This window comes from Pseudomonas sp. WS 5010 (genome assembly GCF_012985565.1).
GTDB lineage: Bacteria > Pseudomonadota > Gammaproteobacteria > Pseudomonadales > Pseudomonadaceae > Aquipseudomonas.
The window spans coordinates 111,212-126,614 of record NZ_JAAQWQ010000001.1; the positions used below are offsets into that span (position 1 = coordinate 111,212).

Here is a 15,403-nt window from a genome sequence, read left to right on the forward strand (position 1 = left end):
GTTCGGCAGCGAAAGCCGCATCCAGATCAGGATTGTTCTGCCCATGTCGACCTCGGCCCGCCTAATTCTTCTTGTTTGCGCCGCACTGCTCAGTGCCTGCGCCAGCCGTCCTCCACCTGCGCCTGTGGCTGTCAAGCCCAAGCCGGTCTTCAACTACGCCACCCAGAATTTTTCGCCAGCGGCTGAAGATGTGCTGTTTCGCGCCCTGGGCCTGGTCGGCACGCCTTATCGCTGGGGCGGCAATACTCCGGATTCGGGGTTTGATTGCAGTGGCCTGATTGGTTTTGTCTACCGCGATGCCGCTGGTATCTCCCTGCCGCGCACCACTCGCGAGTTGATCGTGATGCGGGCCCAGGACGTGCGTGAAGATGCGCTGCAGACCGGTGACTTGCTGTTCTTCGCCACGGGCGGCGGCTCGCAGGTCAGCCATGCCGGCATCTATGTGGGTGAAGGGCGTTTCGTCCATGCACCGCAAACCGGCGGTACGGTGAAGCTTGATACCTTGTCCAAGGCCTACTGGCAGAATGCCTATTTGAGCGCCAAGCGCGTATTGCCGTCGGAGCATCTGGCGCGTAACCCCTAGAAGGGGGCGTCGGTTTTGCGAGTGGCCATATGCTTCAAATAGCCCACCAGCAACTCCAGGTCGGCCTCTGGCAACACGCTGGCGGTAAACGCCGGCATCTTGGCTTGCGGCCAATGCCTCAGGCTCTGAGGATCACGGATGTAACGCTTGAGAAAGTCACCGCCGAAATATTCGGTGGGGCTGTAGGGTAGATTCAGGTCCGGGCCTACCTGCGCGTCACCCGCGCCGTTTAGGCGATGGCAGGCCAGGCAGTTCTTCTGGAACAGGGCGAACCCCTGGTTGACCGGATCGTCCACCGCCAGCGCAGGGTCCGGCAGTAGCGCCGGGAAGCGTTCGGCAACGGTTTTCAACTGTTTGATCGTCGAGATCTGGAAGGGCCACTGTTCCGGGCTGATCCCGCTCGCCTGGGGTTGGGTCCACACCAGGTAAAATGGCCCGGCGCTGGGCTTGCCCTTGGCCAGCGGGGGCCATGGCTGGGCCGGATCCTCCACCGCCAGCCACGCCTGGGCGCCGCTTTGCGAAAGCAGCGGGGCGGCAGCCAGTTCGGCGGCGAAACCATCGAGCGCTACCGCCTGCACATGGTTCTGCGCCAACACGCCCGGCAAGAGTACGGCCAGCGGTACTGCGCGATAGGTCATGTTGCGCTTGTAGGAAACGTCATCAACGATCTGCACGGTTTGCGCTGCCGGGTGCTTGAGCAACTCGGCGGTTTGCCAGGTTGTGCGGCTGTGATCCAGCTCGATGGTCAACGAGGCGGCGATGGCGGGGTAGGCCAGGATCAGCATCAGCAGGACGATAATGTGTTTCAAGGTGAGTCCCATGTGGCAGTGGCGGTCTGGGCTCAGGATACCGGACATCAACGACGAAACCGTACGCAAAAAAGACAGCCCCGGTCACGGGAGCGCTCTACGCGGTTTCCCGGGCGGTGCTGCCAAAGGCTGCAATGTCTAGGTGTGATCGGCCCGCTCAACCAATGATCTTGGTCAGGTTGGGCAAAATCAGAATCAGTGTGGTGGCGAAGAGAATGAGCCCCGCCTGGCGGACTTTCGATTGTTTGAACATGGCTGACTGCCTTTTGTTGTTATTCCTGAGCGTCAAATGCGCCGATGCAAGCACCATCATTGACTACGTTAGGCCTGCGAGATGGCATTTTTCTTACAGCTGCTCCAGCAAGACCCGGCAGCAGCGTCATACACTTCTTACTGATTCAACCTTAGAGCCCATGTCGGGCGTGGCTTAGATCGCTTTCATATCAACTTAGATTGAAATCCTTTTAAAAGCGCATGAGGCATATGGCCATCTTCGCGCCAGCCCCTTGGCTAGACAGCTAAAACGATTAACCTGGGGTTTTCGCCAGCCTCCTACCGTTCGTCTGAGCGTGCTCGTCAAGGCCAATGAGCGCATCGGTCATTGAATCTGCCCTGGCGGCGCTTAAGGTAAGGGCACGGTCGGCTCTCCCCTTGAGAGCTCCATTGCACAGTGGTTCGAGGACGTCATGACCCAAGCTTTGATCTTTGATGCGATACGTACGCCCCGGGGCAAAGGCAAGGCCGATGGCGCCTTGCACAGCGTCAAGCCGGTGAACCTGCTGGCCGGCTTGCTCAGCGCCCTGCAACAGCGCAGTGACCTGGACACGCGCCAGGTGGATGACATCGTGCTCGGTTGCGTCACGCCAGTCGGGGACCAGGGCGCGGATATCGCCAAGACCGCCGCGTTGGTAGCCGACTGGGACGTCAGCGTCGCCGGTGTGCAGGTCAACCGCTTCTGTGCGTCGGGCCTGGAGGCGGTCAACCTTGGGGCGATGAAGGTGCGTTCCGGCTTCGAGGACCTGGTGGTGGTCGGCGGTGTCGAGTCCATGTCCCGCGTGCCCATGGGCAGCGATGGCGGTGCCTGGGTGCTGGACCCGCAGACCAATATGCACAGCCACTTCACGCCCCAGGGGATTGGCGCCGACTTGATCGCCACCCTGGAAGGCTTCAGCCGCGAAGATGTCGACACCTTCGCCTTGCACTCCCAGCAGAAAGCGGCGCGGGCCAGATCAGATGGGTCCTTCAACAAATCCCTGATCCCGGTGCAGGACCAGAACGGCATCGTACTGCTCGATCACGACGAATTTATCCGTGGCGACTCGACGCTCGAAGGGTTGGGCAAACTCAAGCCGAGCTTCGAAATGATGGGGCAGATGGGCTTCGATGCCACGGCCTTGCGGGTCTACAGCCATGTCGAGCGCATCCAGCATGTGCACACACCGGGTAACAGTTCCGGGATTGTCGATGGCGCGGCCTTGATGCTGATCGGCTCCGAGGCCCGGGGCCGTGAATTGGGCCTGCAAGCGCGTGCGCGTATCGTCGCCACCGCCGTCACCAGTACCGATCCGACCATCATGTTGACTGGCCCCGCGCCGGCCACCCGCAAGGCCCTGGCCAAGGCCGGCCTGCGGGTCGAGGACATCGACCTGTTCGAGGTCAACGAAGCCTTCGCCTCGGTGGTGCTCAAGTTCATCAAGGACATGGGCATCGACGCCGCCCGGGTCAATGTCAATGGTGGCTCGATTGCCATGGGCCACCCGCTGGGGGCCACGGGGTGCGCGATCCTCGGCACCTTGCTCGACGAGTTGGAGGTGCGCCAGCAGCGCTACGGCCTGGCCACGCTCTGTGTGGGCGGCGGCATGGGTATCGCCACCATTATCGAACGCCTCTGAGCCTAAGGAATTTGTCATGACCGATGCCATTCGTTACGAAAAAGGCCAGGACCAGATCGTGGTGCTGACCCTCGACATGCCCGGCCAGAGTGCCAACACCATGAACGCGGCCTACCGCGAGGCCATGGCCGCCACCGTCGCGCGCCTGGATGCGGACAAGGAGGCGATTGCCGGGGTCATTATCACCTCGGCGAAAAAAACCTTCTTTGCAGGCGGCGACCTCAATGAACTGATCAAAATCGACAAGCCCCACGCCAAGGCGTTCTACGACATGGTCCTGGGCCTGAAGGCGCAACTGCGCAGCCTGGAAACCCTCGGCAAGCCGGTGGTGGCCGCGATCAACGGCGCCGCCCTCGGCGGTGGCTGGGAACTGTGCCTGGCGTGCCAGCACCGCGTGGCGCTGGATCATCCAGCCGTGCAGGTCGGCTTGCCGGAAGTCACCCTCGGCCTGTTGCCGGGCGGCGGCGGGGTGGTGCGCATGGTGCGCATGCTGGGCCTGGAGAAGGCCTTGCCGTACCTGCTGGAAGGCAAGAAGATCAGTGCGCAGAAGGCCCTGCAAGCCGGTTTGATCGACGAGTTGGCGGCGGATCACGATGAACTGCTGGCCAAATCCCGGGCCTGGATCCTGGCCAACCCGACGGCCAAACAGCCTTGGGATATCAAGGGTCACCAGATTCCAGGTGGCACACCGTCCAATCCAAAAGTCGCGCAAATGCTCGCCATTGCGCCGTCGATCCTGCGCAGCAAAACCAATGGCTGCTTCCCGGCGCCGGAGAAAATCCTCTGTGCGGCCGTGGAGGGCGCCCAGGTGGACTTCGACACCGCGCACCTGATCGAGACCCGCTACTTCACCGAGCTCACCACCGGCCAGGTGGCGAAGAATATGATCGGCACCTTCTGGTTCCAGCTCAACGAAATCAACGCTGGTGGCTCACGGCCTGCGGGGTTTGCGCCGTATGTCACGCGCAAGGTCGGCATCCTCGGCGCCGGCATGATGGGCGCGGGGATTGCCTACACCAGTGCATCGGCGGGAGTGGAAGTGGTGCTCAAGGACGTGACGCTGGCGGCGGCAGAGAAGGGCAAGGCCCACTCGGCGGCGCTGCTGGACAAGAAAGTCAGCCGTGGGCAACTGACGCCTGAGCAGCGGGAAAGCACCCTGGCGCGGATCCATCCTACAGACAGCGATGCCGACCTGGCCGGTTGCGACCTGATCATCGAAGCCGTATTCGAAGACCGTGACCTCAAGGCCAAGGTCTCGGCGGCGGCCCAGCGCGTGGTAGGCGCTGACGCGGTGATTGCTTCCAATACGTCCACCTTGCCCATCAGCGGCCTGGCGAATGCGGTGCCGGACCAAGGCAAGTTTATCGGCCTGCACTTCTTCAGCCCGGTGGAAAAAATGCCACTGGTGGAAATCATCAAAGGTGCCAATACCAGCGACGAAACCCTGGCTCGTGGTTTTGATTTCGTACTGCAAATCAAGAAAACCCCGATTGTGGTGAACGACAGTCGCGGCTTTTTCACCTCGCGGGTATTTGGCACCTTCACCAACGAAGGCATCACCCTGCTCGGCGAAGGCGTGGCTGCGCCGATGATCGAGACCGAAGCGCGCAAGGCCGGGATGCCGATTGGTCCGCTGGCGATTTCTGACGAAGTTTCCCTCAGCCTGATGAGCCATATCCGTCAGCAGACAGCCAAGGATCTGCACGCCGAAGGCAAGACGCTGCCCGAGCATCCGGCGTTTGCGGTGATCGACCTGTTGCTCAATGAGTACAAGCGCCCGGGCAAGGCGGCGGGCGGTGGTTTCTACGAATACCCCAGCGGTGGCCAGAAATACCTGTGGCCAGAACTCAAGGTGCGCTTCGAGAAGCCCGGCCAGCAGATTTCGGCACAGGATGTGCGCGACCGCCTGCTGTTTATCCAGGCCATCGAAACGGTGCGGTGTGTGGAGGAGGGCGTGTTGATGTCCACCGCCGATGCCAATATCGGTTCGATCTTCGGCATCGGCTTTGCGGCGTGGACCGGCGGGGCGCTGCAGTTTATCAACCAGTACGGTTTGAACGACTTCGTGGCGCGGGCGCGTTACCTGGCCGAGCAATACGGCGAACGGTTCACCCCGCCAGCCTTGTTGCTGGAAAAGGCCGCCCAGGGCACAACGTTCTAACCTCCTGACAGGTCATGGGTGGGGGCTTGCCTTGAAAGGGTATTTCAGGGCAGGCTGGCGGGTGTGCGTTATTCCCATCACCGTGTCAGGTATTTTTTATGTCGCTACGCGTCTGCATTCTGGAAACCGATATCCTGCGTCCGGAACTGGTCGATCAATATCAAGGTTACGGGCAGATGTTCCAGCGCCTGTTTTCGCAGCAGCCGATTGCCGCCGAATTCGTCGTCTACAACGTGATGCAAGGCCACTACCCGGCGGACAGCGAAGTGTTCGACGCGTACCTGGTCACGGGCAGCAAGGCGGATTCCTTCGCTACCGACCCGTGGATCGAAACCCTCAAGGCCTACCTGCTGAACCGTTACGAGCGGGGCGACAAGCTGCTCGGCATCTGTTTCGGCCATCAACTGCTGGCGCTGTTGCTGGGCGGCAAGAGCGAGCGGGCGAGCCAGGGCTGGGGCGTGGGCACGCACAACTATCAATTGGCCGCCAAGGCGCCGTGGATGAGCCCGGTGGTAGAAGAACTGACCCTATTGATCAGCCATCAGGACCAGGTCACCGCCTTGCCGGAAAACGCCACGGTGATCGCCTCCAGCGATTTCTGCCCGTTTGCCGCTTATCACATCAATGATCAGGTGCTGTGCTTCCAGGGGCATCCGGAGTTTATCCACGATTACTCCCGGGCCTTGCTCGACATTCGCCAGCTCAACCTTGGCGAACAGATCTACCAGCAGGGCGTCGCCAGCCTTGCTCATGACCACCACGGGGTAACCGTGGCGGAATGGATGATGCGTTTTGTAGCCCACAAGCCGCAGGTCGCCTGACCCCGGCCGGCCGGGGTGGGCAGGTTACAGCCACCCCGAGCGCTTGAAGCTGGCCCACAGGCCCGTACACCCCACCGCGATAAATCCCAGCACCGCAAAATAGCCGTAGTGCCATTGCAGTTCCGGCATGTTCTGGAAGTTCATCCCATAGATCCCGGCCACCGCCGTGGGGAAGGCGAGGATCGCCGCCCAGGCTGCAAACTTGCGCTGCACCACGCTCTGGCGCGAGGCTTCGAGCAGCACGCCGATCTCGATGGTCTGGCTGGCGATGTCGCGCAGGGTCGAAAGGTCTTCCATCTGCCGCGTGACGTGGATCTCTACATCGCGAAAGTATGGGCGCATGTTCTTGTCGATAAACGGGAAGCTCAGCTTTTGCAATTCCTCGCTGATTTCCACCATTGGCGCCACATGCCGGCGCAGCCGCAGTACGTCGCGGCGCAGGCCGTGCAGGTTCTGGATATCGCGCTCGTTCAGGGAGTTGCACAACACGTTGTGCTCCAGCGCATCGATCTCGGCATGAATCGCCTCACTCACGGGCTGGTAGTTTTCGGTGACAAAATCCAGCAGGGCATAGAGTACGAAATCTTCCCCGTGCTCCAGCAGTAGCGGCCGCGCCTCACAGCGCTGGCGTACATAGCCGTAGGACGCCGAGTGGCCGTTGCGCGCGGTGATGATATAGCCGTTGCCGGCAAAAATATGGGTCTCGATAAACTCCAGCTTGCCTTCATGGCGCACCGGCGAATAAGTCACGATAAACAGTGCGTCGCCAAAGGTTTCCAGCTTCGGCCGGCTGTGTTTTTCGAGGGCGTCTTCGATGGCCAGTTCATGCAGGTTGAACTGGCGTTGCAGGTTGGCCAGTTCCTGGGCGTCGGGCTCTTCCAGGCCGATCCATACAAAGTGATCAGGCTTGGCCGCCCAGGCGGCGCCTTCATCGAGGGTGATATCCCGGACTTTTTTACCGGCGCTATAGACGGCCGCCGCAACAACTCTACCCATAATGCTGATCGCTTCTTCACAAGTGGCAGTAACCGGCCAGCTTAGCCTGAAACGCCACATTGTAGGAGCCGGCTTGCCGTCAGGTTTTTTGCAGTGCTTGATCCATGGCTTCAATGCACTCGACCATTTGCGTCCGGCACTTCTCCATCAGCCCGGGCATGTCATCCATCGTCAATCCTGCTGTAGGAATCGGCGCCAATGACCGGATCAAGATATCGCCGCTGTTCCAGCGATTGAGCTTCATCTGCGTCACATAGGTACTGACGCACACCGGCACAATCGGCACTCCGGCGGCAATCGCCATTTGGAACGCGCCCTTCTTGAACGGCAGCAACGATTCACCCAGGTTGCGTGTGCCTTCCGGAAACACCCAGATCGAGGTTTCTTCGTGTTGCAGGGTATGGGTGGTGGTCAACATCGACCGCCGTGCCTTCTGCGCATTGCCCCGGTCAATCAACACATTGCCCGCCAGCCAGAACAGTTGCCCGAACAGTGGCACCCACTTCAGGCTTTTTTTGCCGATGCACACGGTGCGATAGGGCACCACATTGCCGAACACGAACAAATCATAGTTGGACTGGTGGTTGGCAATAATCACGCAACTGCTCGGCTTGTTGCGCAGCGAGTCCACTTGCGGCTTGACCCGCAGCCGCAGGATCCACATGGCCGGCAGAGCATACAGGCGTGCGCACAGGCGGCTGTTATCCGGATTGAACGGCCGGCAGATCCCCAGCAGCACGCCCAGCACACCGGCAATCAGAAAATGCAGGCCCATCAATAACATGCGTAAACAATAGAGCATCGACACGGACCATCGGGACAAAAGGTGGCGCAGTGTACGGACGTGCACTGTATTCGGCAATTACCCCTGTAGAGGTAGGAGATGGGCGATGTTTAAGTACATGTTTCAGCAGATGGAGACAGATGCCATCTAGAGCGGTTGCAAGGTGATTCAGAACGGGCTGTAAGAAAAAGCCCGACGCAGGGTCGGGCTTTGTTTGATGCGGTCTCGGGAGACTCAGCCCAGATGTTCCTGGTCCTGAATGATCGCGTTATCCAGCAGATCCAGCAGGGCTTTACGCACCTTCAGCTTGGTTTGCTTGTGGGCGTTCATATTGATCTTCTTCAACTGCCGCGCCGCTTCCAGGGCCGCGGCTTGCAGCTCTTCGGGTGCCACCACCTTATCGAGGAAACCGGCGCTCAAGGCGTCCTGCGGGGTGAACATCTCGGCATTGATCACCGAACGATGAAACGCCGACTTACGCAGGCGATCGCGGGCCAGTTCAATCCCGGCATGGTGCATGGTCATGCCGATCATCACTTCATTCAGGCCAATGCTAAAAGGCCCCTCGACACCAATCCGGTAATCGACCGACAGCAACAGGAACGCCCCCTTTGCCACCGCATGCCCAGGGCACGCGACAATCACCGGAAACGGGTGCGACAACAGGCGACGCGCCAGGGTCGAGCCCGACGTCACCAGGCTGACCGCCTCTTTAGGGCCGGCCGTCATCACCTTCAAATCATAACCACCCGACAGAATCCCCGGCGTACCGGTGATAATCACCACCGCGCGATCCTTCTCGGCCTGGTCCAGCGCTTCATTAAACGCACTGACCACGGCAGGGGAAATGGCATTGACCTTACCGTTGCTCAAGGTCAGGGTCGCGATACCGTCTTCGAGGTGGTAGGCAATCAACTCACTCATGACGCGATTCCTTGTAATACGTTTAATAGAAGGGCAGGCCGCAGACGTTACCCAGCATGGCCGCCCCGGTAAAGCGCCATGACTGACTGGCCAGTCAGACTTTTCCCAACCTCCCGGCCCAGAGTAGGCTACGTCAGGGCTCGCCAGCCACCTTGGCCCCATACCGACACGCCTTGAGAATGGCACAATCGCCGCCCTCCACGCCGTGCCAGAGGGAGGCGGCATGGGATAACCGTCTAAGCGCATGAAAATTCTGAAAAAAACCTTTGCCATCGGAAAAGCTTTCGACTACATTAGCGCGCCTCGACAGACTGAATCAGTTTGACGAGATACGGTGAAGTGTCCGAGTGGCTTAAGGAGCACGCCTGGAAAGTGTGTATACAGGAAACTGTATCGAGAGTTCGAATCTCTCCTTCACCGCCATATTGTTATGAAAAAGCCCCGTTTTACGGGGCTTTTTCATGTCTGATGTTTTTTGTTCCCCCATCCGCCCCCCCCTACGTTTTTTTGCGTGTCGGTTAAGCTGGCAATGAATGTCGCTTGGTCATTTGCTGGCTGGCCTCCTGAGGCCTTGCGTGAGTTCTACTGGACATGTCGATGGCGCTCGTGCGAGTGAGGTGATCCAACCGCAGGTCGCCTTACGGATTATTTAATTTCTGGCACGGTAATTAAGGCTATCCCTGGGAAATTTCCTACATGTCGGGAGGATGTTTCTCTAAGGGCGCAGGATAGTTAGTTGGCAAAGTCCTACCCATTAATAATGGGTAGGTTGAAACAGATGGTTGAGGGGTGTGTTCTCGTCATAGAAAGCCATGCGTTGCAACGCAGTGTGTTGGTCAACGGGTTGCTGAATCTGCAGGTGGCGAGCGTTGTGTCGGCCGGAAATGCAATGCAAGCAGTGGATCACATTCGCAGTCAAGCAGTGATCGACATCATTTTTTTTGACCTGGCTGACGGTTCGATTAACAACCTTGAGTTTCTGCGCGTGGCCAGCGAACTGGGTAACGTACGTGCGCTGGTTATACATGGAGAGTTGCCGCTGGCATTGCGGCGTTCGGTCGAGAAGTTGACCACTTTATCTTCTATCCGTTTACTCGGTGTGTTGGAAAAGCCCCTGCAACTGCGGGCTTTGCAAAAGATCCTGTCTGATTTCACCCCGTTGTACTGCTCTGCACTGAGGGGGACTCTGACAGCGATTGAGTTGATCCCTCGCCAGCAGGTTCTGCTGGGTTTGATGGCTGGAGAGTTTCAGGCCTGGTACCAACCCAAGTTCAACCTGCACGATGGCCGATTGTTTGGTGCCGAGGTTCTAGTGCGCTGGAATCACCCCCAGCGCGGGCTTTTACTGCCTCGGGATCTGTTGGCGGCAGTGGTGGCTTATGACCTGCTCGATGAGATGTTCAAGCGGCTTCTAGACCAAGGGCTCGAACTCATGAGCCGGCTACGCGAGCAAGGGTTTGATACGGGGCTAGCGTTCAACCTGACAGCCTCTCAATTGGTGAGCAGCGACCTGGTCGAACACGTTATCCAGCGCTTGCATCAATATGAATTGCCGGGTGCTGCACTGATGTTCGAGATCACCGAAAACGGTCTGCTGGATTTGCCAGCCTCTGCTGTGGAAAATTTGTTGCATCTGCATCAAGCCGGCTGTGGTTTGTCGGTCGATGACTTCGGCATTGGCTTTTCCTCTTTGACGCAACTGGCGCATTTGCCCTTCAACCAACTCAAGCTAGACGGTGTCTTTGTCCGGGATGTTGACGATTTGGGGAACAGGGCGGTCATTTCAAGTAGCGTGGCGCTGGCCAGGGCGCTGAAGATGGATCTGGTTGTCGAGAACATTGAAAATGCCTATACGCTCAACGCCCTCGTCGATCTGGGCTGTTCATTTGGCCAGGGTTTTCATCTGGCGGTCCCCATGAGTGCTGACGACTTTGCAGTGTGGTTGCAATGCCGCGCCTCGGTTGTATAAAAAATAGATGCCATAATTTTGCCAGGCGCGTTTTAAGCTACTTTGTATAGAGCTTAAGGTCGGGATGTCTTGTTCTGGTGATGGTGTGTTGTTGTCTCCCGAAGAGGTTCATATGTTAAAAGCGTTAGTCGTTGATGATCATTCGTTTGTTCGTGCCTCTGTAAAGTTACTGGTTGGTGCCGAACAGTTTGAAATTGTGGCGGAGGCGGCTAACGGTGTGGAGGCTGTACGCCTAGCGCGAGAGCATGTCCCCGATCTGATCCTGCTCGATATCGCCATGCCATTACTTGATGGTCTGGAGGTGATCGGTCGCATCTCGGCGCTTGGATTGCCCTGTAAAATTCTGGTGCTGACATCCATGGAGGCTTCTTTTTATGCCATGCGCTGCATGAAAGCCGGAGCCTCGGGCTATGTTTCCAAGACGGGGAGCCTTGAGGAGTTGACTCGCGCGATCAAGGCGATAAAGGATGGTTACAGCTATTTTCCATTGCTCTCCAACAGCTCGGTGCGCGCTGGTGACAATCAGGTCAGTGAGTCTGACTTGATTGGTCAACTGTCCGACCGTGAACTGACCATTTTGCAGCAACTGGCTCGGGGTTTTAGCAACAAGGAAATTGGCGACTCCATGCTTCTGAGTAACAAAACCATCAGCACCTATAAAACCCGACTGATTGAAAAGCTCAACGTCAAGTCAGTGGTCTATCTTGCCGAATTTGCCAAACGCAACAACCTTCTTTAAGCATGAAGCGGCCAATCGGGTTTCTGATTTTTTTACTCTGTATCAGCCCTCTTGCTCAGGCGGCGCATTTTCACGACGATATCGAGCCTTTGAGGTTATTGGGACGCTCCCATCTCACCGGGTTGAACCTGAAGTTGTCGGACGCCGACAACCGTTTGTTGCGCGATAAAAAAAACGTGCGAGTCGGGGTTGCCATCACCGACTCGGCGCCTTTGGGCTTGAGTGCAAGTACCTACGATTACGAAGGGGTGACGGCCGACTACGTGGAGCTGATTTCGGACCTGTTGAACATCGACATCCAGGTTCAACGCTATCCCGACCGTGCACACGCGATAGAGGCACTTAAAAGAGGTGAGTTTGACCTGCTCGGGATCGCCACGCATGTCGACGAGGCCGATCCCGAACTTGTAGTTTCGAGGTCTTACTTCGATGATCAGCCGGTGTTGGTTAGCCGGCGTGATGCCTGCGTGGAGTTGCCTAAGGATCTTGGCGGGCAGCGTTTGGCTATGTCTGCGAATGGCCTACCCCCTTCCGAGGTCATGGCGTACTACCCGTTGGCTAAACTGCAGATCTACCCGACCGATCTGGACGCCATCAGTGCTGTGGTTTTCGACCAGGCTGATGTGTACTTGGGAGGGGCGGTTACTTCCAATTATCTGATCAACCGAAATTTCCTGCACGACGTTCACCTGTCAGACTTCGCGAGCCTGGAGGTGAGCAGCATTGGTTTTGCATTACGGGTTGAAGACCGTCAGCTTCTTGAAATCATCAATCGGGCGTTGGCGGCGATTCCTGCCGAAGAAAGCATGACCATCTTGCGACGCTGGGGGGCAGATACGATCACCGTACGCGACCAAGGCCAGGTTGACCTGAGCGCCAAGGAGAGGCGCTGGCTCGCAGACCATCCGCAGTTGAGGGTAGGGGTATTGGAGAGCAGTCCTCCACTGGCATTTTTCGATCAGCAGGGGAGTTTTCGCGGTATCAGCGCTGATTTGCTGGCGATGATTCGCCGGCGTACCGGCCTTACCTTCGAGGTGGTACGTGCAGATTCGATGGATGGCCTGGTGGCGTTGGTCAAGAAGGGCAAAGTGGATTTCACTGCCGCGTTTCACCAGAATACGGATAACAGCGACCTGCGTTTTACCCGGTCCTATTTGACCAACCCTTATGTATTGAGTATTCGTAAGGGCGATGGGGCATTTGGCCGTTTGGAAGATCTGGCCGGTAAACGCTTGGCAATCAGGCACGACAGCGGCGTCCGGAATTACATTGAACTGCAGTACCCGGGCATTGTTTTGGTTGAAGCGCGAGAGGCGGGTGAAGCGTTGTCGATGGTCGCACAGGGTAAAGCAGATGGCGCTGTCACGACCCTGGTCAATGCCCGCTATCTGATTGCTACCCAGTATCCATCCAGTTTGCGTGTAAGTGGTGCCGTGGGGGCTCCACCCGCGCAGATGGCACTTGCCACCGATCGAGGATCGCTAGAACTGTACTCGGTCCTGGACAAGGTGATGCTCAGCATCTCCCCGAAGGAGTTGGACGAACTGACCAATCGCTGGCGCGGTGAAGTGGCGGTGGATAACAAGCGCACGCACGCCAATCAATCGGAAATCATCCGCGGTTCTGCTATTGCTGTGATCTTGTTGCTGGTGGCATTCGCCTGGATTCTCTATTTGCGACGCCTGATCCAGAAGCGCGACGTGGCCGAACAGGCATTGAAAGAACAAATGGAGTTCATGCGCGTACTTATTGATGGGTTACCTCATCCCATCTACGTACGCGATCGCCAGACACGCTTGTTATTGTGCAATCGCCGTTATCTGGAGGAGATTGGCAGCACCCTTGAAACAGTTATTGGTAAACGCCTATCTGAAACGCAAACGCTGGACGACGATTCTGCCCAGGTTGCGGCCTATGAGCAGCTCTATCTGGAGGTGATGGACGGCGGCCAGGAGCTGCTGACCGACCGTGAGATTGTGTTTTTTAATGGGCAGACGATTACCGCTTATCACTGGATTCTCCCGTTTCGCAATAACGCGGGTGAGGTCAAAGGCATCATTGCGGGTTGGATCGATATCAGTGAGCGTGAGCGTTTGCTGGTGGAGCTCAAAGACGCTAAGCAGGATGCTGAGAAGGCCAATCGGGCGAAAACCACCTTTCTGGCCACCATGAGTCATGAGATCCGCACACCGATGAACGCAGTGGTGGGGATGCTGGAGTTGGCCATGAAAAAGGCAGACCAAGGCATTCTTGACCGTTTTGCCATCGAAGTGGCGTCGGGCGCCGCGCGTGGGCTTTTGGAACTGATCGGCGACATTCTGGACGTGGTGCGCATCGAGTCCGAGCGCTTGACGCTGTCACCGCAACGGGCGGCACTCAAAGACCTGGTGGTGTCGGTGGTACGGATGTTCGAGGGATTGGCCCGGCAGAAGCAACTGAATCTTGCGCTGTCATTCGATGAAGACGCCAACCAGGAGGTCTTGATCGACCCGCTACGGTTCAAACAGGTGCTTTCCAACCTGCTGGGTAACGCCATCAAGTTCACGGACGTCGGGCAAGTGCAGGTCTGTGTAGAGGTCACGCGTGCGGCCGCAGACGAAAGCATGGGTGTTCGTGTGCTGGTGCGCGATACCGGCATTGGGATTTCCCAGGACGATCAGCAGCGGCTGTTTGTACCGTTCAGCCAGGCCAGTCATGCGGGGGCTGGAGGCTCAGGCTTGGGGCTGGCGATCAGCCGTAAACTGTGTTCGATGATGCAGGGTGAGTTGAACTTGAGTAGCGTGATGGGGCAAGGCACGGAGGCCGAGGTGTTACTGGAGCTGGCGGTTCTTGCGCCATTGCCGCTCATCCGGCCGGAACCCGTATTACCCGAATTCAGCCAGCCGTTAAAAGTGCTGGTGGTTGATGATTATCCGGCCAACCGCCTGCTGTTGTCGCAGCAGTTGAGTTACCTGGGGCATACGGTTGCCGATGAATCCGACGGAGCCCACGGCTTGCGTGCCTGGCGCAATGGTCATTTCGATGTGGTGATTACCGACTGCAACATGCCGGTGATGACAGGCTACGAACTGGCCAGGGCGATCCGCGCCGAGGAGGCTGATTCGGGCGCGGCGCCTTGCTTGATCCTGGGTTTCACCGCCAACGCGCAACCGGAGGAAAAGGATCGTTGCCTGGAGGCGGGCATGGATGATTGTCTATTCAAACCCATCAGTATGAAGGACCTGACTGCGCGCTTGTCCGGCGTGGAGTCGGTGTTCGAGGAAGCAGGGGACACTGATGCGTCAGTACCACTCTCCGACGACATTGACCTCAGCAGCCTCGAACAACTGGCTCATGGTGACCGCACGCTGGTTAACAGCTTGTTGAAGGATCTGGCCAGTAGCAATGAAGAGGATTTGTTACGGCTGCTCAAGCTCTACAGTGATCACGACTTGACCGGGCTGTCTGACCTGAGCCATCGAGTCAAGGGGGGAGCACGTATCATCAAGGCGCATCGACTGATCCAGTGCTGCGAGCAACTGCAAGCTGACTGCAACGGGCATGATGCCGTGCGTTTGACCCAATCGGTGGATGCTCTGCACGAGGCAATGGAGGCATTGGCGCAGCGTCTGGAGGAGTGTACTGGCTAGCCAGGCGTCAGGGGAACCAGATGCGTTTACGCAGGAGCGGAAGCTTGGGGAATGGCCAACGACCCCGCTGTATCAATGGGTCGTTGGCATTGTTGA

11 protein-coding genes and 1 tRNA gene are annotated in these 15,403 nt (G+C 57.9%); 8 read left to right on the forward strand and 4 right to left on the reverse strand.

Annotated elements, in window-relative coordinates; genetic code table 11:
- Positions 1 to 43 precede the first annotated feature (43 nt).
- Positions 44 to 583, forward strand: coding sequence for a C40 family peptidase (locus HBO11_RS00505; RefSeq protein WP_169956988.1), 540 nt, complete (start codon positions 44 to 46; stop codon positions 581 to 583).
- Here the strand turns inward: HBO11_RS00505 and HBO11_RS00510 are convergent.
- Positions 580 to 1,392: a cytochrome c gene (locus HBO11_RS00510; protein WP_169956989.1), complete on the reverse strand. Its 813-nt coding sequence runs from the start codon at positions 1,390 to 1,392 to the stop codon at positions 580 to 582. The two genes, HBO11_RS00505 and HBO11_RS00510, sit on opposite strands and share 4 nt — an antisense overlap.
- Before the next feature lie 686 nt (positions 1,393 to 2,078).
- Here HBO11_RS00510 and HBO11_RS00515 point away from each other — a divergent pair.
- From HBO11_RS00515 to HBO11_RS00525, 3 genes are all read left to right on the forward strand, one after another.
- On the forward strand, positions 2,079 to 3,284 hold the full coding sequence (locus HBO11_RS00515; protein ID WP_169956990.1) for an acetyl-CoA C-acetyltransferase: 1,206 nt from the start codon (positions 2,079 to 2,081) through the stop codon (positions 3,282 to 3,284).
- Between the two features lie 16 nt (positions 3,285 to 3,300).
- Positions 3,301 to 5,445 carry a 3-hydroxyacyl-CoA dehydrogenase NAD-binding domain-containing protein gene (locus tag HBO11_RS00520; protein WP_169956991.1) on the forward strand — a complete coding sequence of 715 codons (2,145 nt, stop codon included), beginning with the start codon at positions 3,301 to 3,303 and terminating at the stop codon, positions 5,443 to 5,445.
- Positions 5,446 to 5,543: 98 nt separating this feature from the next.
- Complete coding sequence (locus HBO11_RS00525; RefSeq protein ID WP_169956992.1) at positions 5,544 to 6,266, forward strand: amidotransferase; 723 nt, start codon at positions 5,544 to 5,546, stop codon at positions 6,264 to 6,266.
- A gap of 24 nt (positions 6,267 to 6,290) precedes the next feature.
- Here the strand turns inward: HBO11_RS00525 and HBO11_RS00530 are convergent, their stop codons facing one another.
- The 3 genes from HBO11_RS00530 to HBO11_RS00540 form a co-directional block, all read right to left on the reverse strand.
- On the reverse strand, positions 6,291 to 7,262 hold the full coding sequence (locus HBO11_RS00530; RefSeq protein WP_169956993.1) for a magnesium and cobalt transport protein CorA: 972 nt from the start codon (positions 7,260 to 7,262) through the stop codon (positions 6,291 to 6,293).
- 79 nt (positions 7,263 to 7,341) lie between these two features.
- Positions 7,342 to 8,064 carry a 1-acylglycerol-3-phosphate O-acyltransferase gene (locus tag HBO11_RS00535; protein ID WP_169956994.1) on the reverse strand — a complete coding sequence of 241 codons (723 nt, stop codon included), beginning with the start codon at positions 8,062 to 8,064 and terminating at the stop codon, positions 7,342 to 7,344.
- Between the two features lie 216 nt (positions 8,065 to 8,280).
- Entirely contained in the window at positions 8,281 to 8,970 is a 690-nt protein-coding gene (locus tag HBO11_RS00540) for a crotonase/enoyl-CoA hydratase family protein (protein WP_169956995.1), read from the reverse strand.
- A gap of 333 nt (positions 8,971 to 9,303) precedes the next feature.
- Here HBO11_RS00540 and HBO11_RS00545 point away from each other — a divergent pair.
- From HBO11_RS00545 to HBO11_RS00560, 4 genes are all read left to right on the forward strand, one after another.
- Positions 9,304 to 9,393, forward strand: a tRNA-Ser gene (locus tag HBO11_RS00545).
- Positions 9,394 to 9,706: 313 nt separating this feature from the next.
- Positions 9,707 to 10,939: an EAL domain-containing response regulator gene (locus HBO11_RS00550; protein ID WP_169954277.1), complete on the forward strand. Its 1,233-nt coding sequence runs from the start codon at positions 9,707 to 9,709 to the stop codon at positions 10,937 to 10,939.
- 112 nt (positions 10,940 to 11,051) lie between these two features.
- Positions 11,052 to 11,678 carry a response regulator transcription factor gene (locus tag HBO11_RS00555; RefSeq protein ID WP_169954276.1) on the forward strand — a complete coding sequence of 209 codons (627 nt, stop codon included), beginning with the start codon at positions 11,052 to 11,054 and terminating at the stop codon, positions 11,676 to 11,678.
- A gap of 2 nt (positions 11,679 to 11,680) precedes the next feature.
- Positions 11,681 to 15,307 (forward strand): transporter substrate-binding domain-containing protein, encoded by a 3,627-nt coding sequence (locus tag HBO11_RS00560; protein ID WP_169954275.1) that lies wholly within the window; start codon positions 11,681 to 11,683, stop codon positions 15,305 to 15,307.
- Positions 15,308 to 15,403: the final 96 nt, after the last annotated feature.

Bases quoted from the DNA above. Each gene is read 5' to 3' on its own strand.
- HBO11_RS00505 (WP_169956988.1), top strand. From the start codon at position 44: ATGTCGACCTCGGCCCGCCTAATTCTTCTTGTTTGCGCCGCACTGCTC.
- HBO11_RS00515 (WP_169956990.1), top strand. From the start codon at position 2,079: ATGACCCAAGCTTTGATCTTTGATGCGATACGTACGCCCCGGGGCAAA.
- HBO11_RS00520 (WP_169956991.1), top strand. From the start codon at position 3,301: ATGACCGATGCCATTCGTTACGAAAAAGGCCAGGACCAGATCGTGGTG.
- HBO11_RS00525 (WP_169956992.1), top strand. From the start codon at position 5,544: ATGTCGCTACGCGTCTGCATTCTGGAAACCGATATCCTGCGTCCGGAA.
- HBO11_RS00530 (WP_169956993.1), bottom strand. From the start codon at position 7,262: ATGGGTAGAGTTGTTGCGGCGGCCGTCTATAGCGCCGGTAAAAAAGTC.
- HBO11_RS00535 (WP_169956994.1), bottom strand. From the start codon at position 8,064: ATGCTCTATTGTTTACGCATGTTATTGATGGGCCTGCATTTTCTGATT.
- HBO11_RS00540 (WP_169956995.1), bottom strand. From the start codon at position 8,970: ATGAGTGAGTTGATTGCCTACCACCTCGAAGACGGTATCGCGACCCTG.
- HBO11_RS00555 (WP_169954276.1), top strand. From the start codon at position 11,052: ATGTTAAAAGCGTTAGTCGTTGATGATCATTCGTTTGTTCGTGCCTCT.
- HBO11_RS00560 (WP_169954275.1), top strand. From the start codon at position 11,681: ATGAAGCGGCCAATCGGGTTTCTGATTTTTTTACTCTGTATCAGCCCT.